Raw genomic sequence first — 23,251 nt, 5'->3', positions numbered from 1 at the left:
TGTCCTGTCTAAAGTTTATCGAAGTTATCAATGTCACTCTCTACCGTCACATTGTCCAATTTTTCCGAGGCATGCCCGTATTGGTAGGCCAAGCCCACCAACGTGAATATCATGGCAAGATAAGTACCGAACCCTTGGACAATGGCCAACAGATAAAGCACAAAATCATACCCTGCCGAATTTACGGCAGCACTGCCACTCTCGGCAGCCGTAAATATCGTTTTTATGGCAAGGCCGATATACCAGGGCAGCATCGTCACTCCCTGCAGGATAGCGGCAACAAGTCCCATCACTATCATCATTGACAGAATGCCGCCCCAGGTAGCCAAACCCAGACGATAGGATTTCACCAGGGCATCTGCAACAGAAATATCCTCGAACAGGCATACAGGAGCCCACAGCGCAAGCGGCAAAGCCAATACCATAAAACATAGCACCAGCAAGAGCACACTGGAAGAGAACAATTTACTGATAAACCCCAGGGCCAGACCGGCAAAAACCAACAACAATATACCCAAAAGTATTACCAGAACCAGTTTGCGTACGTTGCGGAGCAATAAAGGTTTCAACACCCCCAAAGTCATACCCTCCAAACATCTGTCCCGTTCCTGGTATGCGCGAACCATCGCATAGACCAGCGAGGTCAACAATACAGTCCCCACCATATAAAGCAACAGATACAAGCCATAGTAAGACATAAGCCCCAACGGAAGAGCCGCCTCGTTATATCCGGAAGCGCCGCCGGCCGCGTCACCCCATGCCAATATCCCTTGTGTCAACCCATTCAAGCTCAATGCCTGGACAAGGCAAAGCGGCAGAAGCAGATAAGTGGAAAATTTCAGCAACAGTTTCCAATGCTCTTTGATAAAATCAAAGGACGCGCCCAATTTCTCGCCAAAAGAACGTTTTACGTACAATGCAATTTTAGTTTTCTGTGGTTCCATGCTGTTTTCTGTTTGGTAAATAGATATAGTAGTATAAGATGAACGACAAGGACAGCAGGATCAAAGCGAGGCGCAACAGTTCCGGCAACTCCGTGTGCCGGGTTATGAAGCCCTCTATAAAGCCGGCCATAATGAAGACGGGAACAGTACCCACCACTATTTTCAATCCTCTTCCGGCTCCTCTCCTGAAAGATTCCAGTCTTGAATAAGTGCCGGGAAACAGCCACCCGTTCCCCAAGGCCAATCCTGCGGCACCCGCTACGATGATTGCCCAAATTTCGAGTGTCCCATGCAACCAGATGGCGAGTGTAGACTCCCAGAGCAAGCCATGCTGATAAAAGAACGTCTGAAAAGCCCCCACCATCATTCCGTTGGTAAGAAGCATATATCCGGTGCCGAAACTGGTCAATATCCCCATGGCAAAGCAGTTGAAGGATACCATGACGTTATTCAGTGTAATTCCCAGGAACATAGGGATCTCCGGCGAACCGTCATACACGGCCATCGGCTTGCCGTCGGCAATGTTGGCCAATGTCATATCCACATAGGAATCCCCCAGAACCAAGCGTACAAAATCAGAATCACCGGCTACAGATACCACCCCGACCAGTGCGCTGACAATGAAAATCATCAGTGAGACCAGCAGTTCACGACGTGCATCGCGCATTACCGACGGAATCTCCTTTGTCCAGAAAGTGACAATCCGCATCCACTTCTCACGTTTGTTCCTATAAATTCTATTATGCAGCGCCGAAGCAAGGTTGTTCAGATAGACAGTGATACGGGAAGCCGGAAAATGGGTCTGGGCAAATGCCAAATCGGCGGTAAGGTCAGTATATACGTCGGCAAGCTTGTCGGGCGACAGGTTTGCCGCCTGCTCCACTACTTTTTCCATATCTTTCCATTTATCGATATTCCGGCGAATAAATGTTACTTCCTTCATGCGTGTCTTGAGTATCTGGATAAGTTTTGTCCGAAAGCGGTAACAAAAATAAGAGAATAATGATATATTTGCAATGAAATACCTAAAATATTTAATCGGAAATGACAGAATCCACGATTATTACCGGACAATTTGTCCGTATCAGCCAAACACCCGCCAGCATCGGCGAACGGCTCGTCGCACTGGTCATTGACTATATCCTGATCGGACTTTTCGTGTTTTCAACCGTGACTCTTTTTTCCTCATTCCGTCTCTACTCCGACCTTACTTTGATTATCTTCTTAGTCACCGTTTATCTGCCTGTACTGTTCTACTCATTCCTCTGCGAGATGTTCAATCACGGGCAGAGTATAGGAAAAAAGATCATGAATATCCGTGTGGTAAAGGCAGACGGCTCCACGCCCGGCATCAGTGCTTACCTGCTGCGCTGGCTGCTCTTCCCCATTGACGGTCCATTTACGGGAGGACTCGGGCTCCTGGTGGTCCTGCTGACCAAAAACAGCCAGCGGATGGGAGACCTTGCCGCCGGCACTATGGTCATCAAAGAGAAAAATTACCGCAACATCCATGTCAGCCTCGACGAGTTCGACTATCTGACCCCCAATTACCGGCCCACGTATCCGCAAGCCGCCGACTTGTCACTGGAGCAGGCCAGTGTCATTACCCGTACACTGGAGTCGGACAGGAAAGACCGTACGCGCCATATCGCGCAACTTGCAGGAAAGGTGCAAAAGCTGCTCTCCGTCACGCCCCGTGAAGATAGCCAGGAGAAATTTCTCCAAATGATTCTCCGCGATTACCAATACTACGCATTGGAAGAATAGGCCTGAGTTCCTTGTAAGGGCCTGGATAAGCATAGACTTTAGGCACACACATTCTATTCCGGTCTCGCATGACTACAGTTCAACTATAAATCATTATCTTTGCAGCCAAAAATATAGGAATTGTAATAATCAAAGAAGAAAAGAGCAACAAAGATGAGTACATACAACCTATGCTGCATCGGATATATCACTCAAGACAAAGTAGTTACGCCCAATAGCACCATATATATGCCGGGAGGTACATCTTTCTATTTCGCACATGCCATCAAACACTTAAACGCAGATGATTTCCTGCTGGTAACGGCTCTGGCCGATCCGGACATGGAAATTGTGGAGAATATACGAAAAGAAGGCATCAATGTAAAGGTATTGCCCAGCACACATTCCGTATGTTTCGAAAATATATATGGAGAAAATCAGAATGAACGCACACAGAGGGTCACGGCAAAAGCCGATCCTTTTACCGTAGAGGGACTGCAGGACATCAATGCCCGGATTATCCATTTAGGCAGCTTGCTGGCTGATGATTTTTCGCTGGACGTCATCAAATACCTGTCCCAAAAGGCCTTGCTCTCCGTAGATGTGCAAGGATTCCTCCGCAAAGTGGAGAACGAGAAAGTACTGCCGGTAGATTGGCCGGAAAAGAGGAAAGCCTTGAAATATATCCATATCCTGAAAGCCAACGAAGCTGAAATGGAAGTTCTCACCGGATGTACAGAGCCGCATGAAGCCGCGCTGATGATAGCAGACTGGGGTGTCAAGGAAGTATTGCTGACTCTGGGGGACAAGGGATCGCTGATTTACTCCAAAGGGCAATTTCATGAAATTCCCGCTTATCCGGCACTGCAAATCGTAGACGCTACCGGATGCGGTGACACTTATATGGTAGGATACCTGTATATGCGCAACAAGGGAGCTTCCTACCGGGAAGCCGGATGCTATGCGGCCGCCATGTGTACCATCAAATTACAGTCACACGGGCCGTTTTCGGGAACGGAAGAATCCATAAAAACAGTAGCAGGTGTGTCAAAATAAAGATTTAGAACACAACTAACACGAATTACACAACCCCTGCTTTTTAATGACTTCCTGATAATCAGCGATTATCAGATTCGCTTTTTTGCGTAATTTGTGTAATTTGCGTTCTTTTATCAGTTTTGACACACCTCCCAGAATGTATCTCCTTCACTCCCAAACTCAGCAATGCCAATATGACTTTCTGCAACCGGGACCGGACGGAGTATGCAACCAAAAGATAAGATTTATTCTACACTTATTCTTACTTTCCGGTCTTTGACCATCAAATAATAATCACCCGGTTCAAGGAAACGTTTACCGTCACTATCGACAAAGCTCAAGTCACGCTCAGTATCAACATTAAAACGGAACACTTTCGTTTCTCCGGCTTTAATCAACTGCTTCTCGAAATATTTCAGCTCCTTGACCGGACGTGAAATGGAACTTACCGGGTCACAGATAAACCAATGTACCGTTTCCAGCCCATCACGGCTCCCGGCATTGGTTACAGGAATCTCCACCGTCAAAGTCTCACCACGTTTCACCTTGTCGGCAGAAACTTTCAAGTCACCATACTTATAATCCGTATAACTCAAGCCGTAACCGAAATCATACAAAGGTGTACTTGGAATATCCTGATAACGTCCCTGCCGCCCCTCACGGGCAGGAGAACGATGATTATAATAAACAGGAATCTGTCCTGTCATATAGGGGAATGTTATCGCCAGCTTCCCCGAAGGATTCACACGTCCGGAAAGAATGCCGGCCACAGGCTTGCCTCCCGCCACACCCGGCTGCCACATCTCCACGATAGCATCCGCCAGTTTCTCGATGCGTACCAGTTCCAGCGGGCGGCCATTCGCCAAAAGGACAACTACCGGCTTGCCCGCCTCTTTCAGTGCCGCCAGCAACGCTTCCTGTACGGATGGCAACGCAATGGTGGAACGGGAAGCATTCTCACCACTCCAGCCCCGTTTCTCGCCCAGGCAAAGTACAACGACATCCGCTTTCTTTGCCAGATCCAGCGCCTCCGCAAAACCTCCGCGACTCTCATCCTCAAAATCACATCCTTCCGCATAAAGAATGTCCGCCTTACCTGCAAACTCACGGTGCATGGCATCATAAATACTGCAAACATCTTCCGCCCTTCCATGTGCCGACCAACTGCCCAGCAAATCAGCCCGGTTCTTTGCCATCGGGCCTATCAAGGCAATCTTTTTCATCCCGGATAAAGGAAGGACATTATCGGAATTTTTCAACAATACCATCGTCTCTTCCGCCATCCGCTCTACCGCGCGAAGACTTTCAGGAAGCAAAAGGCGTTCTTCCTGTTTCACCTCTTTTGTATAAGGATGCTCAAATAAACCCAGGCGGAATTTGACACGGAGCACACGACGAACCGCATCATCCACATTTGCCACCGGTACTTTACCTTCCTTTACCAGTTCTGCCAGATGCCGTTGATAACAATTATCTGTCATATCCATTTCGACTCCTGCCATAAAAGCTTTCTCCGCCGCTTCCTTGGCATCGGCAGCCACACCCTGGTTGACAAGCTGTATCACAGACCCCCAATCGGATACGACAAACCCGTCATGCTTCCAACGGTTCTTCAGAATTTCCGTCAAGGTATAATGATTGGCAGAAGCAGGAATGCCGCTGATATCATTGAAGCCACTCATCAGAGTCGCAGCTCCGGCCTTTACCCCCGCTTCATAAGGAGGAAGGTAAGTATCCCACAAAGACTGGCGGGATATTTCAGTATAAACATAGTCACGTCCGGCTTCTGATGCGCCATAACCCACATAATGCTTCAGGCAGGCAGCTACACGCCTGTCCGATGACAGGTCATCGCCCTGATACCCTTTCACGGCAGCCACCGTATATACAGCGGTAGCATACGGGTCTTCCCCATAACCTTCGGCCACACGTCCCCAGCGGCCATCACGGGCTATGTCGATCATAGGTGAAAATGTCCAGTCAACACCGGACATGCGGGATTCCAGGGCCGCTACAGCACTGGACTGTTCAACCAACGCAGGATTCCAGGAACAGGCTTGGGCCAGAGGGATGGGATAAACCGTACGGAAACCATGTATCACATCATACCCGAAGAGGACGGGAATGCCCAAACGCGATTCCTCCATTGCCTTTTTCTGAAGTCCGTTACGCAGCTGCGGATCTGCGTCGAAGTAAATAACCGACCCGATTTCAGCCGGAAGGTTCTTCACAGCCTCTCCCAAATTATTAATATTGTGGTTGAAACCTAATGTATATTGATTCAACTGGTACACCTTTTCTTCCAGTGTCATCCGTGACAACAAGTCATCCACACGTTTTTCCACCGGTGCCCCGGCATCCTTGTACAAAGGTTTGTTCACATCTTTTGCTGACGTCTGCACGCTTGCCGAAGAGATTAGCAAGCTCAATAATAGTACGATTGGTCTTTTTCTCATAATGTATATATTTAAGTATTGTCGTTCTGCTCCCTGGCATAAACCGGATCAAGGCAGTATGTTTGTATGTAAAATGCCGGCTAAAGCAAATCCCCTTCACCAGGAGCATTTGCCTTAGCCGGCATCAAAGATACATTTTCTTTACAGGAAAAACAATTATGCAAACATTATTTCACAACCGGCCCCCTTCGGCTTTTGCGCCTCAGGCGACGAAGCCATAAATAATAGCCGGTCAATGGAAGCGTAGCCCCAAGCAACGCCGCCATAAAAGCCAAGATACGGGTCAACATGCCGCCCCAGCTGCCTACATGAACAGAAAAGATCCATCCCCGTATCTTTGCGGATGCATCAGCCTCCTTGTATAAGGAAGTTCCGGTTATTTCACCGTTACGGGGATTAAATGTATAGCGATCGGCCGCCCGCCGGTTACCATAGCGATTGAAAGCCACCGAAGCCGTCCCTTTGGAAACCGTAATTTGACTGAAATCCGGATTACGGCCTTTCAGTTCCTCATATACCTGCTGCCAATGCCTGTAAGGTGACGAAGGTCTTTCCTTTTTATCCTTGCCTCCCTCGTGGCGGCCTGCCTGTGCCTTGGCATCATGCCCCCCGTTGCCCTGCTGCATTTCCACTCCGAATATTTTATAGAAACCGGCACGATACCAGGAAAAGGACCATGTGAGTCCGGTAAGTGCCATCACCAGGAGAAAAACCAACGCATACATGCCGCCGGCCACATGCAAGCCGTACCAGAAGCGGCGCCAACCTTTATTTGCCGTAATCTTCAGACTGTTCCTCAAAGCTCTCTTTGTACGCGGCCACCAGATAACCAGACCCGATATCAATACAAATACAAACATCAGCGTACTGGTACCGACAATCATTTTTCCCCAAAAGATTCCCCCTCCGGGTTCCATACTGTCCAGCAACCACCGATGCAGCTTGAACATGAGCAGAAAGAACGGCGCACGCTCATACCGGCCCTTTACCTCACCCGTGTACTGATCTACATAGATGGAGGCCCGTCGGGGTTTTGAAAGGTTCACTTGCCAGGCACGTTCCGGATCGGCAAAGACACTGATTCCCGTCACCGATACGCTGTCCGGCAAAGCGGCAGCCACTTTTTCGGCTACCTCACCCATCGGCAGAGGGGCTGCCCCTACTTTCCCTACATAGTAAAGGTCGCGGCGGCAAAACTCCGTTACTTCTGTCTCGAATACCAGCATGGCCCCGGAGAAGCAAATGAGCGCAATCAGAAGTCCGAAGGGAACCGAAAGCCATAAATGTATATTACGGAAAATGTTCTTCATGGGATCTTTATTCCAGTTTACCTATACCGTTCAGTTGGGTCGCATTGACAACCAGCCCTTTGGTAGCCGTGGCATCGGCAGGGGTTATCTTATAGATGGCAGGATTTCCCGAAGTGGTTGTCACGGCGATATAAGCGTTGCCATTTTCTATATACGGAGTATCTCCAAAGCCGGAAACATCACTTGGAATTCCATTTACATAAGTCAAACTACCGGTTGAAACATCAAATACAGCCAGTCGGTTCGCCACTTTATCAGAGGCGGTAATAGCCTTGTCATACATCAGCATCAGGAAATAGTTGCCGGAAATATACCAGGTGCGCAGGAAAGAAGCACCGTTTGCCTTCTCTTCAAGATTATAATAGTAACCGGCATCGAAATCTTCGGCCTTGGTGTCAATACGTACGACTCCGGCAGGCAACGTAGTCTGCTGCCTCACATCACTCGCAGTCTTGGCATAGCTCGGAGAGAATACATATACATAGCCGTCATCAGCACGCCAGACCATCTGATAGTATTGGGACTTGTAGCGTCCGGCAGCGTAACTGATTTGATCCGTCTTGAGCAGTTTCCGCTCCGTCAATGTCTGGTCGGCAAAAATAGCTACCCAACACTCATCAGGGAATTGTGTCCATTGCAACTCGCCTTTCTTGTACTGGCTGCTTCCCGAACCGCCGGACTCCGTCTTTATCAAGCCCTCATTGCCGGGCAATACCCATTTATAACTGCCGTCCTCATGGGTCTGCGCACAGCCATACTGGCTCAACCCCATAGGAGTGGCAGCCGAATAAATCTTGCCGCCCACTTGCTCGATACCGGTCAGTGTCACGAACTCTCCATTCCCCAAGAAGTTTTCCGAAAGGAACGGGGTGTCTTTGGTCACCTTATTCGTTTGATACTCCTGCTTTTCCACATCCAGGTAAGAGACCAGGAAGGATTTGGGAGTATATCCATGATCATCATTCAACTCCGTAGGTCCGTCTCCGGTAGAAGTAGTCATGATGTACTGTTCATAAAACCCGTAAGTAGTGAAACGCTTGGTGTTATACTGTTGGGGACGCTTCTCTATCTCGTTATCCGCATTCATGACAAAAGACTGAGTGGCAGCGTCACTCCCTTGATTATACGTCAATCCATACAGATATTTATTGCCATAAAATACCCAATAACTGGCGCCGTCGTTCACAAGGCCGTTACCGGCAGCAGTAATCTCACCGCTTTCCAGCGACCGGGCCGTCAATAAGACGGGCGTCTTGCCGCCCGACGCGTTCACCGTGGCGGCGATCACATAATTTCCTTTGGAATCGCCGGAATCACCGGGCTTCGGTTCATCGTCATCCGAACAAGCTGTCAAAGCCATTCCGGTCATCGCTGTCGCCAGAAGACCGGCAAAAAAATAATTCTTCTTCATTGTTTCTTCTTTTTTACTATAATTAATACCTGTGCGAATCAGCCCTCAGCGTGTCCTGTCATGCCTACATAACCGCTGACTCGCGTTGCCTGTCATGAAAACTGTCCTGTCAATCTCCGAAATGTACACGTATCTTGCCATAGAATGCGCGTCCCGCCTTCTGGAGACTGAAATTGTCGTACAAATCTTCATCTGTAAAGTTGCGGCACTCAAACGAAAGATTGTAGCGGCCCTGCTTCAAGCTGTAGCTCAACGTCAAATTGTGGGAAAACTGGTCGGGCACCATGAAATCGTTATTCTTACTGCCCACAGCCTGCGAATAATAAGAGAAGCTGCGCATGTACTGATTGTCGTAGGTCACGGACAATACATTCCCTTTCTTCCAAAGGTCGCGCCAGTAGAAGTTCACGTCGAAATCGGCAAACTGATAGGGTACATTGGGAATACGTGCCTTATAACCCAGATTCTGTACGGAATTTCCCGTGCTGCCAATCTGCCACTTCTCATTGTCGCGCACATTCATCTGTGTAAAGTTACCGCCCACACTCAGCCAGCGGCCAAAGCTATAGCGTGCCGATACATTATATCCTTTTGTCAAGACCTTTCCATAGTTGATATAAGTGGCACCTTCTTTCCCGCCACTCAAATCCTGCACGTTACGCTGGATATAATCTTCTGTATTCCGATATACCACACCTCCCTCCAGATAAACGGAATGTTTTCCGAAGCTTCCGGAGTAACTCAAGTTGAAATTGACATTGTCGCTCTTTTCCGGACGGATGCCAATGTCACCGCTTTCCAGGTCCTCGTCACCAAACATTTCCTCGATGGTGGGCAGGCGGAAGGCCTTTTCATAAGAAAGCTTCGCCTGCAGGCCGGGAAGGATGAAATAGGTTCCGGCCGCGCCATACCCCCAGGAATCAACCGTACGGCTGGTACGCACATAGTTGCTGCCCGTACCGTCTTCGGCCATAGGGCCTGCCACGTATTGGCGGTAGTATTTGCCGAATGCCGAAACATTCCATTTGTCAGAAGGCATCAGGCGATAGGACAGACCGGAAATATTCTTGCGGGTCTGTTTGGCAATCGCATCAGTCTGCTCTTCTGCCGCCAGCAACGAAGTATTGTCGCGACGGAAAGTGCTCAATACGTGGTTGAAGGTCAACATGTGTGCACGGGCTATGCGATAGTTCATGGTCAATGTGCCGTTCCAATTGTCATTGTCGGCACGGGAATATTGGCGGGATTGTTCTCCGGGGCTGTTCAACGGATGTTTCTCACCAAGCCAGTTGTACTCGTAACGGGCAGTATCCACATTCGTAGTGGCATTGCGGTTGTAGTTGGCAGTCAGCACCATATCCAGCCCCTTGATTACCAGGTTGCGCTTGCTGTATTCCATCGAAGGCATCAGTGAATGGCCGAAGCGGTGCTTTTCTCCGAAGACAGTCTTCTGGCGCACACCGGTCTGTATGTCCTTGTACATGTGCGAGTAGGTAAAGCCGAACATCAGCCGGTCTGCCCAGCTCTTATCCACCACACCTGCCTTGGCTACAATGGCTTCATTATGATAGGTATCGTTGAAACGTTTCACACGTACCTTCTCACTTTCGTTGAAGCTGCCTGTCTCAAAGTTCTTCACCGGCGCCTCCACATGGTAGTCATTGTCCGAATAGTTTTGGAAAGCATTGATTTCATAGCTGAAACCATTCTTGAAAGTCTGTCCGAAATTGACATACGAACGGTGGGTATTGAACGAACCATACGAATAAGAAGCATCCAGGAACCAGTTCCGGCGTTTCTTGTTGGTGACAATATTGATGACCCCGCCAATGGCATCCGTTCCAAAGCCTACGGGAACTACCCCTTTATATACCTCTATACGGTCAGCGAAGTTCACCGGGATATTGTTCAGGCTGAAGGAGCTCCCGACTCCTTCCTGCGGCACCCCGTCAATGAATATCTTGACGTGCTTTCCGCTGAAGCCGTCCAGCATGAGCTGCATGTCCGAACCTACCCCACCCGACTCACGAAGCTTCATGCCCGGAGCCTTGGTCAAGGCATCGCTCAGATTCTTCGTGGTGTTCTGCAGTTCCTTAGTATCGACCGCCACCGCATTGAACGCCGACCTTTTCACCCGGCTCACTCCGGTAGAAACGATGGTCACCTCATCCAGCTGTTGTGTCTCGGGAGCAATGGTGATATTCTGCTTCACCCTCTCACCTTCAACCAGCTTTATCTCCTTTTCTACTTTCGTATAGCCTACGGCCGATACAACCAGCGTATAATCACCGGCAGGCGCCTTGATGTGATAGAGGCCTTCCTGATTGGTGGTTCCTCCATAACTTGTCCCTTTCAGATACACGGTTGCAAAATCTACAGTTTCTTTTTCCGTGGAAAGGATTCTGCCCGAAACCATCCCTCCCCCTCTCTGCGAATAGATAGAGAGAGACATCTGCAAAAGAACGAACAGAAGAGAAAATCTAAATGTATATGTTTTCAATTTTATAACGATTATGATGTTGTTAATAAACCGGTGCAAAGGTCTATATTAGCAACCATCCGCACAATCGCTTATTGTAGGTAATTGCATGAAGCCGTATCCCGTATATGTCATACCGCGCAATCACCATTGGTAGGTATTTATCATCCGCGGTGCATGGTCCGCCTTCCCCCGGCCCGGCATCACGAACAGGTTCCGGCATTGCAACGGACTCTTTCCGAAGAAACGATGAAGTAATTCTTCATCGGCTAAAAAGTATTCGTCCGACATCCGTTGCATTATCGTCCGACAGCTGTCGGACGATAATGCAACGGATGTCGGACGATAATACAACAACTGTCGGACGAATAAATCTCAGCAACCGGGAATTTAAAACATAACGGTGCAAAAATTATTCCTTTCGGAACAAGATAATTATCAAAGGAAAGCGCCCTCTCCGCCTATAAGCACCTTATTCCCGGTTCATCAGACGCTGTTCCGCCATCTGCTCGAATTTCGTGCCGGGACGTCCGTAGTTAGCATAAGGATAGATGGAGATACCGCCACGCGGGGTAAAGATGCCCGTCACCTCGATATACTTGGGATCCATCAGACGAATGAGGTCTTTCATGATGATGTTCACGCAATCTTCGTGGAAAGCTCCGTGATTGCGGAAGCTGAACAGGTAAAGTTTCAGACTCTTGCTCTCCACCATCTTGACATCGGGAATGTAACAGATGCGTATTTCCGCAAAGTCCGGTTGCCCCGTGATGGGACAAAGGCTGGTGAACTCGGGACAATTGAAACGCACCCAGTAGTCATTGCCGGGATGCTTGTTATCGAATGCCTCCAATACTTCGGGCGCATAGTCCTGACGGTATTCGGTTTTTCTTCCCAAAAGGGACAATTGGTCTTTCAATTCTGTCATAGTCATATCTTTCTAATAATATCAATGCGGCTTACCCTTTGACGGAAGCCAAATATTTCTCTAATCCCTCTCTGCGCAACGTACATGCCGGACAATGCCCGCAACCGTCTCCCGGAATACCGTTATAACAAGTCAGCGTTTCGTGACGTATAAGTTCGAGCACTCCAAGCTCGTCTGCCAGCGCCCAAGTCTCCGCCTTGTCAATCCACATCAGTGGTGTGTGCAGTACGAATTGCTCGTCCATAGCCAGGTTCAGCGTCACGTTGAGCGACTTGATGAAAGCATCCCGGCAATCGGGATAACCGCTGAAATCGGTCTGCGAAACTCCGGTCACGATATGGTTGATTCCCCGCTCGCGGGCATAGACGGCAGCTATGCTCAGGAAAAACAGATTGCGTCCCGGCACAAAAGTGTTCGGAAAGCTGTCCGCCGGCTTTTCCCGGTCCATCTCCATGCCGGCATCTGTCAATGAATTATGTCCCAGCCGGCCGATGAAGGAGACATCCATTACTTCGAACTCCACACCTGCCTTACGGGCAATCTCCCTTGCCAGCTCCACTTCCTGCCGATGCTTCTGCCCATACAGAAAACTCAGCGCATACACTTTCTTAAATTCACGTTTTGCCCAAAAGAGGCAAGTGGTCGAGTCCTGCCCGCCACTGAATACCACCAAAGCAGTGTCCCTATTCATCTTGTTAAAAGCCTCTCCCCTTGCCCCTCCCCCGTAGGGAGAGGAATAGATATGGCATTGCTAATTATTTGTTTGACATAATCACTGATTTATTTCCCCCTCGCTACGGGTAAGGGGCTTTAAATATCGCCTATTTTCCATACTTTATAGGAGATGCCTTCATCATAGACATCACTCCCGTCTATCCGCTTAATGGCTTTTACCACACGGATGGTCACAGGCAGTATCAACACTTCGTACATGGACTTCAGCAGAATCTGGACACACATCATCACCAGCAACTCCCGCCATGCAATGATCCCTCCGAATGCCACCGGAAAGAAAATCAACGAGTCTGCCGTCTCACCAACCACCGTCGACCAAATGGCACGTGCGGAGAAATTACGCCCGTTGCTTGCCAGTTTCATACGGCTCATCACGTAGGCATTCAGAAAAGAGCCTGCCAAGAATGCCGTCAAACTGGCTATGACGATACGGGGCGCCATTCCGAAGACAAAATTGAAATGTGGCGCACCTTCCCAAAAAGGGGCGGCAGGCAATGCCACGGCTATCAGACCCAACATCACCACAAAAAAATTCATGGCAAAACCGCTCCAGATAATCAGACGTGCCTTGCGGAACCCCCAGACCTCGGCTATGCAATCATTAATGATATAGGATATAGGAAAAACCAACAGCCCTGCCGTTACGGTGATACCGCAAACTTGAATGACTTTTGTTTCAAGAAGATTCGCTGCAATCAGACAGACATTGAACAGAATGCCCAGCAGCATAAAAGGGACGGATACTTTTTGCTTCATACTCCTGTTTTTTACGTGGTGTTCTAGAATACACGACCGCTATTCACGGCATCATACCATTACTACTTAACTATTTACGACGTACGCTTGAAGTTGGCCCGACGTCTGCAACAGGCACTCTCCAACCGTTAATTCGGGTGCAAATATACGCTTTCTTCCGTTCCCTCCAAAACCATTTCGAAAATAAGTTGTTGAAAGCGCATTCACCAAAACCTAACTTAAATGAAAACAATCTTAAAAACAATGTTTCTGTCATGCGGCATCGGACTGGCCGCCCCCATGGCACATGCACAGAAAAAAATCATTATCGACGACGAAGCCTCCAACGGCATTGTCATGGTTACCATCGACAAAGCAGGGGACGAAATTATCCGTATCATGAACGAATCGCAACTGCCTTACATTCATGATCCCAAAGCACCGCGCTTCCTGTTGATGGACAAGCAGGGTAAATTTGCCCTGGGCATCGGCGGCTATGTGCGCGCCACCGGCGAATACGATTTTGGGGGGATTGTGGATGACATTGACTTTATCCCCGCCGACATTCCAAACAGCAGTAAAATCCGGAACCAATTCCAGATGGATGCCAGCACAGCCACGATCTTCCTGAAACTGGTAGGCCATACCCGATTATTGGGCGACTTCATTGTATATACCGCAGGCAACTTCCGGGGAGGCGACAAAACTTTCCAGTTGCGCAATGCCTACATGTCATTCCGCAACGTCACGGTGGGTTACACCTATGGTGGCTTCATGGACTTAGGCGCGCTGCCCTCCACTATCGACTTCCAAGGTCCTAATGGCGCCACTTTCTATCGCGCCACCCAACTGGCATATACCTACAAAGGGCTGGAAAACTTCCGCTTCAACGCCTCCGTCGAAGCGCCTGCCGTAGATGGCACTGCCAATAACGGGCTGGAGATAGCCCGGCAGCGCATGCCGGATTTCACCGCTTACGCACAATACGGCTGGAACGGCAACAGCCACTTGCGCATCGGAGGTATCATCCGCAGCATGACCTACACCGGTGCCGACAGCGACAAGGCGTCCAGTGTCACCGGATATGGCGTGCAGGCTTCCACCACTTTCAGCATGGGCAAGAAATGGCAGGCATTCGGACAAGTAAACTATGGAAAAGGGATCGGACAATATCTGAATGACATCAGCAACCTGAATGTGGATATCGTCCCCAATCCGGAAAAAGACGGAAAGATGCAGGCACTGCCAATGTTGGGCTGGTATGCAGGACTGCAATACAACATCTGCCCGAAAGTATTCATTTCAAGCACTTACAGCATGTCACGCCTCTACTCGGAGAACGGCTATCCCAACGATGAGCCCGGCACTTACCGCTACGGACAATACTTTGTAGCCAATGCTTTCTGGAATGTATCTTCCAATATGCAGGTAGGCGCTGAATATCTGCGCGGCTGGCGCACGAACTTCGACAACTCAACGAACCATGCCAACCGTTTTAATTTACTGGTGCAGTATTCGTTCTAATCCAAACACGGATAAATGCAGAAGCCGCCTCAACACAATATTTGAGACGGCTTCTTTTATATATAAATTGAATAATGAAATCTAGAACCGGTAATCAATGCTCAAACCGAACACTTTGTTGGTACGGCTATAAACATTGGTACCACTCAGTCCGGTACCGTTATAGTTTTGAGAAGCTTTAGTATAATCTTCATAAGTGGTCCACATATAACCGACGTTTATAGCAGCTCTTTCTGTCAACTTCACCTTTGCTCCAAAGCCAAGGGTATAAGAATCGCAAGAAAAGCTGGTATCACTCTGAAAGTTGTCCGACAATCCATAATCGGTGATTTGTCCACCGCAACTCAGTGTCAAATGTTTGGTTACATCCCATTCGATACCTGCCAGATACTCGTTGGTTCCCTTCGTCAGATACTTCTGTTTGTCACCGGCCATACCTGCATTCTTGTCATCGTAGAAGTGGTACTCCACGGATGCACGCAGCACCGGAAGGAATTCGTAAGCAACCGCTACGGAAAGCATGGAGGGTATATCGTTCGGAGTATTCACACCGTTTTTATAACCGGCCACCAAAGCCTCTGCCTCATCAGGATAATCCAGTTTATTGGTTTTATTTTCAATATTCATATTAGTCTTAAACTCATACTTGGCCCCGAAGTTCAATTTGTTCCATTTCATATCCACACCTATCACCGGAGTCAGTCCCCAGCCGGTCTGGTCACAGTCCAAAGCCAAAGGCAGCAAGTTCGTATCACCTGCTTTGGCATCCAAGAAGCCCTCGTAACCTCCTGTGAAATAGTTCATGCGGCCACCGGCAAAAGCAGAAAGCCAGTCATTGATCTTATAAGTCAGCCCCAACTGTGCGGAATAGATGTATTGTCTGCCGTCCATGGCACTGTTGATTTTATATTTGTCGGGAGTCATTAATGGCTTTCCTGCCGCCAACTCCTTCAGGCTTCCCTGAAAAATGCTTGCCATGGCAGCCGATTCAAACAGAGGCAGGCCATCGTCAAACGAAGCCTTTCCGCCTCCACCGGTGATGGCGAAGAAACCGGAAATCGTCCAGTCACCTTTCTTATAGGCGGCAAATATACTGGGGATGACCGGTGCGGCAGCTTTTCCCTCATAATATTTTTTAAATGGAGCTGTTGTAGGAGCCGGCTTTCCGTCAACCATAGCAAGTCCATTATATGTCAAAAAGTCGGCATCAATATTTCTCGTCTGGAAAGCACTCTGGATGCTCAAGGATACATGAAAACCATCTTTCGGCAAGAATGCCAGACCAGCAGGATTGGACAAGGCAGCATCTATTTCGGTGGTGGCACCACGTGATAACATACGAAGAAAAGCAGGATGTTGGTTTGTATTTGTCAGGAGACCTCCCGCAAAAGTTGGAATTGAAACGATTAGCATCGCAATGCCAATCAACGAAAATTTTCTCATCTAAATCTTTTTTAATTGTTTTCGGGCGCAAAGGTACAACAATATGGCACATAAAAAAGCATTTTGTGCAGAAAAACATAAAAACGGAAGGGTTTTTAATTGAAAAACCAATTGTTTCTATTGAAACAAAACTACGCAGGTCATCCATTTTAATGTAGCGGCTTACGCTAAACGACTCCACCGCTATTTTCAAGTCTTTTCCTTGTCATTACTAAAGAAAAAGATCGTTCCGCAGAAAAAGCAATCACATTCGCCATTCCGGGGCTTATCTTCATCGGACAAGCGAACTTTATAAACCCCGCACTTGTTTTTTTATTCAGTAGTACTCTAAATTATAAAACTATGGCATCATACACCATCGCATTTTTTGGAAGCAAGCCTTACGACGAGGCATCATTCAATGAAAAGAACAAGGAATTCGACTTTGAACTCCGCTATTATAAGGGTCATCTCAACAAGCATAACGTCATACTGACACAAGGCGTACAGGCAGTCTGTATCTTTGTAAACGATACGGCAGATGCGGAAGTAATGAAGCTAATGGCCGCCAACGGCGTAAAGCTCCTTGCCCTACGTTGCGCCGGCTACAACAACGTCGATTTACAGGCAGCAGCCGACTGCGGCATCACCGTAGTGCGCGTCCCCGCCTACTCTCCTTATGCGGTAGCAGAATACACAGTGGCCCTCATGCTATCCCTCAACCGTAAAATTCCACGCGCCACCTGGCGTACCCGTGACGGCAACTTCTCGCTGCACGGGCTACTGGGATTCGACATGTACGGCAAGACCGCCGGAATCATCGGTACCGGAAAAATAGCCAAGAAACTGATCTGTATCCTGCGGGGATTCGGCATGAATATTCTGGCCTACGACCTCTATCCGGACCACAACTTCGCCCGTGAACACCAAGTAGTTTATACCGGCCTGGATGAACTGTATCACAATTCGGACATCATATCCCTGCATTGCCCGCTGACCGAACAGACCAAATACCTCATCAACGACTATTCCATCAGCAAAATGAAGGACGGCGTAATGATTATCAATACCGGACGCGGACAACTGATCCATACCAACGCTTTGATAGAAGGGTTGAAAAACAAAAAGATAGGATCAGCCGGACTGGATGTATATGAGGAAGAAAGCGAATACTTCTACGAGGACCAATCAGACAAGATCATCGATGATGATACGCTGGCACGACTGCTCTCATTCAACAATGTAATCGTCACGTCGCATCAAGCCTTCTTCACGCGTGAAGCATTGGCAAATATCGCTTCAACGACGCTGCAGAACATCAAGGACTTCATAAACCGGAAACCCTTGGAGAATGAGGTGAAACTCTGATTTATAAAATATTAAACATGGCGAGCCAAACCTTCCACCTGTCAGCTTGTTATTTACCCATAACCCATTAACAGAAAGGAAATAATTTATGAAGAAAGTTATAGACAAGGACGAAAGCCGGGGACGCTCTCTATATGATTGGCTGGACAGCCGCCATACATTCAGCTTCGATGAATATTACAATCCGCGCCGTATGAACTTCGGGGCGCTGCGCGTACTGAACGATGACCGTGTAGCGCCGGGTAAAGGTTTCGGTACCCATCCGCACAAGAACATGGAAATCATCTCTATCCCGTTGAAAGGCAAGCTGAAACACGGAGACAGCCACAAAAACAGCCGTATCATCACACCGGGAGAGATACAAACGATGAGTGCCGGCACCGGTATCTACCACAGTGAGCTGAATGGCAGCGATACGGATCCCGTAGAGTTTCTGCAAATTTGGATAATGCCCGAAAAGCTGAATACTCCACCCGCCTACCAAGATTTCGACATCCGCCCGTTCCTGCATAAGAACAAGATGTCGGTGATTGTATCTCCAGACGGTGACGCTCCCGCCAAATTGCTACAGCAGACCTGGTTCTCTATCGGTGAAATAGAAGCAGGCCGGAAAATGGAGTATCACATGCACCAGTCACATGCAGGAGTATATGTTTTCCTTATCGAAGGTGAAATCAAAGTGGACGATATTGTGCTTTCACGCCGCGACGGTATGGGCATTTACGACACAAAAAACTTCGAATTGGAGACCCTGCAAGATTCGCACATCCTCCTGATAGAAGTGCCCATGTAAAACTTTTGCATAAAATAACAGCTTAAACCGGAAGTTTGTGTAGCGTTTTTCGTAATATTGCGCTATAATTGAATCCGCACATGAAACTTGATTACATTTACCATAGCGGCTTCGCGATTGAAGCGGACGGGGTGACAGTCATTATCGACTACTATAAAGACTCCTCGGAAGAGGCGTATAATAAAGGTATCGTCCATGATTATCTTCTGGAAAAGCCGGGCGCACTCTATGTACTCTGCTCGCATTTCCACCCTGACCATTTCAATCGCGAAGTTCTTTTATGGAAGTCCCTACGTCCCGATATACGTTACATCTTTTCAAAGGATATTCTGAAACATCGTCGCGCTTCGGCAGAAGATGCTACCTATATTAATAAAGGTGACATCTACGAGGATGAGCATATCCGCATCGAAGCATTCGGCTCCACGGACGTAGGCATCTCTTTCCTGATAGACCTCCAAGGCAGGCGCATCTTCCACGCCGGCGACCTGAACAACTGGCATTGGAGCGAGGAATCCACTCCGCAGGAGATACGCAAGGCCGAAGGAGACTTCCTGGCCGAAGTGAAATTGCTGCAACACACAGCGCCTGCGATAGATGTCGCTATGTTTCCGGTAGATAGCCGTATCGGAAAAGATTATATGCGCGGAGCGGAACAATTCGTAAATCGGATAAAAACCACTATCTTTGTCCCAATGCATTTCAGTGAAGACTATCAGGGAGGCAATGCTTTCCGGTCATTTGCCGAAAGCAAAGGTTGCCGTTTCCTGACCATCGCACACCGTGGACAGAGTTTTTTAGTTGAGAATTAACAGTTAACAGTTCATAATTCATAATTAAACAAAGACACACTATTATGAGAAATTTGACACAACTTCTTTTTGCGCTGTTTTGCCTTTGTCTGCCTGCCATGTTGCACGCACAAGACAAGGATGACAGTAAATATCTAGCCGGAGCCGTTCCCGAAGTTGACGGTAAAGTGGTATTCACTAAAGAATTCAGTATTCCGGGGATGTCCCAGGACGAAATATACAACCGCATATACGGCTGGATGGAAGCACGCCTGAAACAAAACGAGAACATAAGCCGTATCGTATTCTCCGACAAGGAAAAAGGACAGATCGTGGGTACGGGCGACGAATGGATCGTTTTCAGCTCAACTGCCTTGTCACTGGACCGTACCAAAATCCTTTATCAACTGACAGCAACCTGCCAACCGGAAAAATGCACACTTGAAGTAGAGAAAATACGCTTCAACTACCGTGAAGGCAAAGAAAAATATACCGCCGAAGAGTGGATTACCGATAAGTATGCACTGAACAAAGCACAGACCAAACTTGTACGCGGGCTTGCCAAATGGCGCAGAAAAACAGTAGATTTCGTAGATGAGCTTGCCTTAGGCGCTACCGAAGCACTCAGCGCTGCTACCGCCAACGCTCCTGCCGAAGAAAAGAAAGAAGAAAAAACCGTGGAAAAGAGCGTGATCAATTCCGGTCCTATCGTCATTGCTCCCAAGAAACAAGTCACGATAGAATCCGCCCAATCACAGCCTGCCGCAAACAATAATGTGATAAGCGGCACAGAAAGCAACACCGGCGCAGGAATGCCAAACGCACAAGTTATCGTCCCTTCCGTACAGGTAAAGAAGCCTGCAGCACTGGTGCCGGCAAATAAAGCCCAGCAGCAGGCGTACAAAGAGGTAGCCCCCGACCAGTTATCGGCCGATGCCATCCAAACCGGAGCCGGCAGACTGGTTATCGTCATAGGAGAAGATCCGTTTAATATGACCATGATGACGGCTAATTCCGGCGGTTCTTTAGGTAAAGTAAACGGTAAACCGGTTATCTTCAGCATCTTGTCACCCGACCAGCCTTACGAGCAAATAGAAAAAGCAGAAAATTATATAATCCGCTTCTACCCCACAGGGCAGACAGAACCGACCGTTATACTGGAATGCAAAAAGCTCCCGTCACCTGCAACAATGGAGGGTATGCCGCGTACGTATGTAGGGGAAATATTAAAGGCAATGGTCAAATAACCGCAAGCAGCAACCCATAAGCGTAAATCGTAAAATCATAAATAAACAGATGGAGATTAAAAGTAAATTCGATCATTTCAATATCAATGTCACTAACCTGGAACGTAGTATTCAATTCTATGAAAAGGCACTGGGACTGAAAGAACACCACAGGAAAGAGTCGTCCGACGGCTCTTTCACCCTGGTATATCTTACGGATGGAAGTACAGGATTCCTACTGGAACTGACTTGTCTGAAAGAGCACCCCCAAGCCTACGAATTGGGAGAAAACGAAAGCCATCTCTGCTTTCGTGTAGCAGGTGACTATGAAGCCATACGCCAATACCATAAAGAAAATGGCTGGGTATGCTTCGAAAATACCGCAATGGGATTGTATTTCATCAATGACCCGGATGATTATTGGATTGAAGTACTTCCGGCCAAATAAAACGGTTCTATAATAAAAAAGACAAAACATTATGAGCATAGAAGAAGCAATGATAGGCGGTATTGTTTTCAAAGGAAAAAAAGAAAAGCCTAAGGAAGAAAACAAAATCAAGACCAAAGCTAAAAAGAAAACCTATATCACCGGGCAACATGGCTCCGGTGCAGCAAAAATGAAAGCGGAAATCCGCCGGAAACGTGCCAACAGACATAAGAAATAACAATAATGATAAATACCGATCTATTGTCTGCGGACAAGGACCCGATGGGTGCAGCCATAACTGATTATTTCAAGCATCATCAAGCTGACCGTTTGCGGGTATTCTCTTCACTCTTCGATGAAGACGAAATCCCTGTAAAAGAACTGTTCCGTTCGGAAAGGCAAATGTCTCCGCTGGAACGTACAGCCTTGAAAATGGCGACAGGCAAGATTCTGGATGCCGGTGCAGGAAGCGGATGCCATACACTCGCTTTGCAGGAAGCCGGCAAGGAGGTTCATGCCATTGATATCTCACCGCTTTCCGTAGAAGTGATGAAACTGCGCGGCGTACATCATGTCACACAAACCAACCTGTTTGACGAACGTTTTTGTGATTCGTATGACACCATCCTAATGCTAATGAATGGTTCCGGAATTATCGGAAAATTGGAGAATCTGCCTATCTTCTTCTTGAAAATGAAGCAGATTCTCCGTCCTGGCGGTTGTATCCTCATGGACTCCAGCGACCTGCGATATCTGTTTGAAGAAGAGGATGGCAGTTTTGTCATTGACCTTGCCGGCGACTATTACGGTGAAGTGGATTTTCAGATGCAATATAAGGATATAAAAGGAGACTCCTTTGACTGGCTATATATTGATTTTCAAACTCTCAGCCTTTATGCTGCTGAAAATGGTTTTCAGGCGGAATTAATCAAAGAAGGCGAGCACTACGACTATCTTGCACGATTATCTTTCCAGTAGTACAAACAACAAGGCACAGATTACATGAACAGTCTCCAAACCGGAACGTTCATGTAATCCATGCCTTATAAACAAAACCACTTTACTCTGACAGCATCTCATTAATTTTTGCTACCAAAGACGAAAACTCTTCAGGATTATATAGACGTGTTAACATCACAATACGTCCTTCCCTATCAATCAACACATTGCGAGTAATGCCTGCCTTACGAAGAGCGTATTTGGCGAAAATATCTGCACCGGGATCCAATCCTAAAGGATAAGTTACCCCTGTTGACTTTCCAAAAGCAATCACCTTATCCAATGGTTCATCACGGTCAATGCCAATCAACATAAACTCAGGATTAGACTTATTCTTCAGCCAGATATCCTTTTCGATAAAGGGCATCTCCTTACGGCATACCCCACACCAACTTGCCGTGAACTGCAACATCACGACCTTTCCACGAAGTTCCGACAAGGCAACACTTCTGCCATCCGTCAACTTCACCGTGAAATCGGGAGCTATCTGCCCCACTTTTACTATGTAGCCGGTATCATCAGCTACAACGTCCTGCGCCTTGCCTGCCATACTGCATATAGCAAACAGGCAACAAATCAAAAACTTTACTTTGCTCATTTTACTTATTATCTATGATTCATATATACACGCTCTCTAGCAACTTCCACTTTTATAATCCACAAATATAAGAAAATAGAATTTAGCCAGTCCCATATAAACAAAAATACTTTATTATGGGAGCCATCTGTCATTACCGATGAAAAAGAAGAAACGGAAGTTCATTTCTATTGTTCTGACATCAAAACCAGATTTATCAAGGTCGTAGAAGGCGTTGACGGTAACGGATTATTCGGAAATACTAAACACATCGGTCTACATCCGCACGATTTGTTTGCCAATCATCAAGGGTCAACGTAAAAACCTGAGGGGGTAAAATTA

Annotated in this window: 21 protein-coding genes and 1 pseudogene; 11 read left to right on the top strand and 11 right to left on the bottom strand. The window is 47.6% G+C overall.

Annotated elements, in window-relative coordinates; genetic code table 11:
- Positions 1 to 8: 8 nt before the first annotated feature.
- Positions 9 to 944 (bottom strand): hypothetical protein, encoded by a 936-nt coding sequence (locus tag HMPREF9446_RS07910; protein WP_009125057.1) that lies wholly within the window; start codon positions 942 to 944, stop codon positions 9 to 11.
- On the bottom strand, positions 925 to 1,887 hold the full coding sequence (locus HMPREF9446_RS07905) for a stage II sporulation protein M (RefSeq protein ID WP_009125056.1): 963 nt from the start codon (positions 1,885 to 1,887) through the stop codon (positions 925 to 927). The genes HMPREF9446_RS07910 and HMPREF9446_RS07905 overlap by 20 nt, the downstream gene beginning before the upstream one ends.
- A 101-nt stretch (positions 1,888 to 1,988) precedes the next feature.
- Here HMPREF9446_RS07905 and HMPREF9446_RS07900 point away from each other — a divergent pair, with 101 nt between their 5' ends.
- On the top strand, positions 1,989 to 2,711 hold the full coding sequence (locus tag HMPREF9446_RS07900) for an RDD family protein (protein ID WP_009125055.1): 723 nt from the start codon (positions 1,989 to 1,991) through the stop codon (positions 2,709 to 2,711).
- Positions 2,712 to 2,864: 153 nt separating this feature from the next.
- Positions 2,865 to 3,746 carry a PfkB family carbohydrate kinase gene (locus HMPREF9446_RS07895; protein ID WP_039968794.1) on the top strand — a complete coding sequence of 294 codons (882 nt, stop codon included), beginning with the start codon at positions 2,865 to 2,867 and terminating at the stop codon, positions 3,744 to 3,746.
- Between the two features lie 227 nt (positions 3,747 to 3,973).
- On the opposite strand, the gene HMPREF9446_RS07890 is transcribed toward HMPREF9446_RS07895, so the two are convergent.
- The 7 genes from HMPREF9446_RS07890 to HMPREF9446_RS07860 all read right to left on the bottom strand — a co-directional run bounded on the left by HMPREF9446_RS07890 (position 3,974) and on the right by HMPREF9446_RS07860 (position 13,803).
- Complete coding sequence (locus tag HMPREF9446_RS07890; RefSeq protein ID WP_009125053.1) at positions 3,974 to 6,184, bottom strand: glycoside hydrolase family 3 N-terminal domain-containing protein; 2,211 nt, start codon at positions 6,182 to 6,184, stop codon at positions 3,974 to 3,976.
- 167 nt (positions 6,185 to 6,351) lie between these two features.
- On the bottom strand, positions 6,352 to 7,494 hold the full coding sequence (locus tag HMPREF9446_RS07885) for a PepSY-associated TM helix domain-containing protein (protein ID WP_009125052.1): 1,143 nt from the start codon (positions 7,492 to 7,494) through the stop codon (positions 6,352 to 6,354).
- A 7-nt stretch (positions 7,495 to 7,501) separates the two neighbouring features.
- Positions 7,502 to 8,905, bottom strand: a complete 1,404-nt coding sequence (locus HMPREF9446_RS07880; RefSeq protein ID WP_009125051.1) for a DUF4374 domain-containing protein — start codon at positions 8,903 to 8,905, stop codon at positions 7,502 to 7,504.
- A gap of 109 nt (positions 8,906 to 9,014) precedes the next feature.
- Positions 9,015 to 11,321 (bottom strand): TonB-dependent receptor, encoded by a 2,307-nt coding sequence (locus HMPREF9446_RS07875; protein WP_009125050.1) that lies wholly within the window; start codon positions 11,319 to 11,321, stop codon positions 9,015 to 9,017.
- Positions 11,322 to 11,856: 535 nt separating this feature from the next.
- Positions 11,857 to 12,312: a preQ(1) synthase gene (gene queF / locus HMPREF9446_RS07870; RefSeq protein WP_039968792.1), complete on the bottom strand. Its 456-nt coding sequence runs from the start codon at positions 12,310 to 12,312 to the stop codon at positions 11,857 to 11,859.
- A gap of 31 nt (positions 12,313 to 12,343) precedes the next feature.
- Positions 12,344 to 13,003, bottom strand: coding sequence for a 7-cyano-7-deazaguanine synthase QueC (gene queC / locus HMPREF9446_RS07865; RefSeq protein WP_009125048.1), 660 nt, complete (start codon positions 13,001 to 13,003; stop codon positions 12,344 to 12,346).
- A 119-nt stretch (positions 13,004 to 13,122) separates the two neighbouring features.
- Positions 13,123 to 13,803: a queuosine precursor transporter gene (locus HMPREF9446_RS07860; protein ID WP_009125047.1), complete on the bottom strand. Its 681-nt coding sequence runs from the start codon at positions 13,801 to 13,803 to the stop codon at positions 13,123 to 13,125.
- 222 nt (positions 13,804 to 14,025) lie between these two features.
- On the opposite strand from HMPREF9446_RS07860, the gene HMPREF9446_RS07855 reads away from it, so the two are divergent.
- Positions 14,026 to 15,306 (top strand): hypothetical protein, encoded by a 1,281-nt coding sequence (locus tag HMPREF9446_RS07855; RefSeq protein ID WP_009125046.1) that lies wholly within the window; start codon positions 14,026 to 14,028, stop codon positions 15,304 to 15,306.
- Between the two features lie 81 nt (positions 15,307 to 15,387).
- Here HMPREF9446_RS07855 and HMPREF9446_RS07850 read toward each other — a convergent pair whose 3' ends face one another.
- Positions 15,388 to 16,749: an OmpP1/FadL family transporter gene (locus HMPREF9446_RS07850; protein WP_009125045.1), complete on the bottom strand. Its 1,362-nt coding sequence runs from the start codon at positions 16,747 to 16,749 to the stop codon at positions 15,388 to 15,390.
- Between the two features lie 342 nt (positions 16,750 to 17,091).
- Here HMPREF9446_RS07850 and HMPREF9446_RS07845 point away from each other — a divergent pair, with 342 nt between their 5' ends.
- From HMPREF9446_RS07845 to HMPREF9446_RS07815, 7 genes are all read left to right on the top strand, one after another.
- Positions 17,092 to 18,096, top strand: coding sequence for a 2-hydroxyacid dehydrogenase (locus HMPREF9446_RS07845; protein ID WP_009125044.1), 1,005 nt, complete (start codon positions 17,092 to 17,094; stop codon positions 18,094 to 18,096).
- An 88-nt stretch (positions 18,097 to 18,184) separates the two neighbouring features.
- Complete coding sequence (locus HMPREF9446_RS07840; protein ID WP_009125043.1) at positions 18,185 to 18,889, top strand: pirin family protein; 705 nt, start codon at positions 18,185 to 18,187, stop codon at positions 18,887 to 18,889.
- An 80-nt stretch (positions 18,890 to 18,969) separates the two neighbouring features.
- Positions 18,970 to 19,701 (top strand): MBL fold metallo-hydrolase, encoded by a 732-nt coding sequence (locus tag HMPREF9446_RS07835; RefSeq protein ID WP_009125042.1) that lies wholly within the window; start codon positions 18,970 to 18,972, stop codon positions 19,699 to 19,701.
- A gap of 44 nt (positions 19,702 to 19,745) precedes the next feature.
- Complete coding sequence (locus HMPREF9446_RS07830; RefSeq protein WP_009125041.1) at positions 19,746 to 20,927, top strand: DUF4468 domain-containing protein; 1,182 nt, start codon at positions 19,746 to 19,748, stop codon at positions 20,925 to 20,927.
- Positions 20,928 to 20,976: 49 nt separating this feature from the next.
- Positions 20,977 to 21,354 carry a VOC family protein gene (locus tag HMPREF9446_RS07825; protein ID WP_009125040.1) on the top strand — a complete coding sequence of 126 codons (378 nt, stop codon included), beginning with the start codon at positions 20,977 to 20,979 and terminating at the stop codon, positions 21,352 to 21,354.
- A 31-nt stretch (positions 21,355 to 21,385) separates the two neighbouring features.
- Entirely contained in the window at positions 21,386 to 21,571 is a 186-nt protein-coding gene (locus tag HMPREF9446_RS07820) for a hypothetical protein (RefSeq protein WP_009125039.1), read from the top strand.
- Positions 21,572 to 21,576: 5 nt separating this feature from the next.
- On the top strand, positions 21,577 to 22,311 hold the full coding sequence (locus HMPREF9446_RS07815; RefSeq protein WP_009125038.1) for a class I SAM-dependent methyltransferase: 735 nt from the start codon (positions 21,577 to 21,579) through the stop codon (positions 22,309 to 22,311).
- An 82-nt stretch (positions 22,312 to 22,393) separates the two neighbouring features.
- On the opposite strand, the gene HMPREF9446_RS07810 is transcribed toward HMPREF9446_RS07815, so the two are convergent.
- A complete protein-coding gene (locus HMPREF9446_RS07810; RefSeq protein WP_039968791.1) occupies positions 22,394 to 22,930 on the bottom strand; it encodes a TlpA family protein disulfide reductase in 537 nt (178 codons plus the stop codon).
- Between the two features lie 102 nt (positions 22,931 to 23,032).
- Between HMPREF9446_RS07810 and HMPREF9446_RS19430 the strand changes: the two are divergent.
- Positions 23,033 to 23,230: pseudogene (locus HMPREF9446_RS19430) on the top strand (hypothetical protein); the annotation flags it as partial.
- Between the last annotated feature and the right edge of the window lie 21 nt (positions 23,231 to 23,251).

Origin of the sequence: Bacteroides fluxus YIT 12057, from assembly GCF_000195635.1 — a bacterium.
GTDB lineage: Bacteria > Bacteroidota > Bacteroidia > Bacteroidales > Bacteroidaceae > Bacteroides > Bacteroides fluxus.
The sequence above is the reverse complement of the archived record's forward strand: the minus strand, read 5'-3'. Positions and strand labels throughout refer to the sequence as shown.

Excerpts from the sequence above, each read along its gene's own strand:
- HMPREF9446_RS07810 (WP_039968791.1), bottom strand. The coding sequence starts at position 22,930 with ATGAGCAAAGTAAAGTTTTTGATTTGTTGCCTGTTTGCTATATGCAGT.
- HMPREF9446_RS07845 (WP_009125044.1), top strand. The coding sequence starts at position 17,092 with ATGGCATCATACACCATCGCATTTTTTGGAAGCAAGCCTTACGACGAG.
- HMPREF9446_RS07850 (WP_009125045.1), bottom strand. The coding sequence starts at position 16,749 with ATGAGAAAATTTTCGTTGATTGGCATTGCGATGCTAATCGTTTCAATT.
- HMPREF9446_RS07900 (WP_009125055.1), top strand. The coding sequence starts at position 1,989 with ATGACAGAATCCACGATTATTACCGGACAATTTGTCCGTATCAGCCAA.
- HMPREF9446_RS07835 (WP_009125042.1), top strand. The coding sequence starts at position 18,970 with ATGAAACTTGATTACATTTACCATAGCGGCTTCGCGATTGAAGCGGAC.
- HMPREF9446_RS07840 (WP_009125043.1), top strand. The coding sequence starts at position 18,185 with ATGAAGAAAGTTATAGACAAGGACGAAAGCCGGGGACGCTCTCTATAT.
- HMPREF9446_RS07910 (WP_009125057.1), bottom strand. The coding sequence starts at position 944 with ATGGAACCACAGAAAACTAAAATTGCATTGTACGTAAAACGTTCTTTT.
- HMPREF9446_RS07855 (WP_009125046.1), top strand. The coding sequence starts at position 14,026 with ATGAAAACAATCTTAAAAACAATGTTTCTGTCATGCGGCATCGGACTG.
- HMPREF9446_RS07825 (WP_009125040.1), top strand. The coding sequence starts at position 20,977 with ATGGAGATTAAAAGTAAATTCGATCATTTCAATATCAATGTCACTAAC.
- queF (WP_039968792.1), bottom strand. The coding sequence starts at position 12,312 with ATGACAGAATTGAAAGACCAATTGTCCCTTTTGGGAAGAAAAACCGAA.
- HMPREF9446_RS07895 (WP_039968794.1), top strand. The coding sequence starts at position 2,865 with ATGAGTACATACAACCTATGCTGCATCGGATATATCACTCAAGACAAA.
- HMPREF9446_RS07860 (WP_009125047.1), bottom strand. The coding sequence starts at position 13,803 with ATGAAGCAAAAAGTATCCGTCCCTTTTATGCTGCTGGGCATTCTGTTC.
- HMPREF9446_RS07875 (WP_009125050.1), bottom strand. The coding sequence starts at position 11,321 with ATGGTTTCGGGCAGAATCCTTTCCACGGAAAAAGAAACTGTAGATTTT.
- HMPREF9446_RS07880 (WP_009125051.1), bottom strand. The coding sequence starts at position 8,905 with ATGAAGAAGAATTATTTTTTTGCCGGTCTTCTGGCGACAGCGATGACC.
- HMPREF9446_RS07820 (WP_009125039.1), top strand. The coding sequence starts at position 21,386 with ATGAGCATAGAAGAAGCAATGATAGGCGGTATTGTTTTCAAAGGAAAA.
- HMPREF9446_RS07885 (WP_009125052.1), bottom strand. The coding sequence starts at position 7,494 with ATGAAGAACATTTTCCGTAATATACATTTATGGCTTTCGGTTCCCTTC.
- HMPREF9446_RS07830 (WP_009125041.1), top strand. The coding sequence starts at position 19,746 with ATGAGAAATTTGACACAACTTCTTTTTGCGCTGTTTTGCCTTTGTCTG.
- HMPREF9446_RS07905 (WP_009125056.1), bottom strand. The coding sequence starts at position 1,887 with ATGAAGGAAGTAACATTTATTCGCCGGAATATCGATAAATGGAAAGAT.
- HMPREF9446_RS07815 (WP_009125038.1), top strand. The coding sequence starts at position 21,577 with ATGATAAATACCGATCTATTGTCTGCGGACAAGGACCCGATGGGTGCA.
- HMPREF9446_RS07890 (WP_009125053.1), bottom strand. The coding sequence starts at position 6,184 with ATGAGAAAAAGACCAATCGTACTATTATTGAGCTTGCTAATCTCTTCG.
- queC (WP_009125048.1), bottom strand. The coding sequence starts at position 13,003 with ATGAATAGGGACACTGCTTTGGTGGTATTCAGTGGCGGGCAGGACTCG.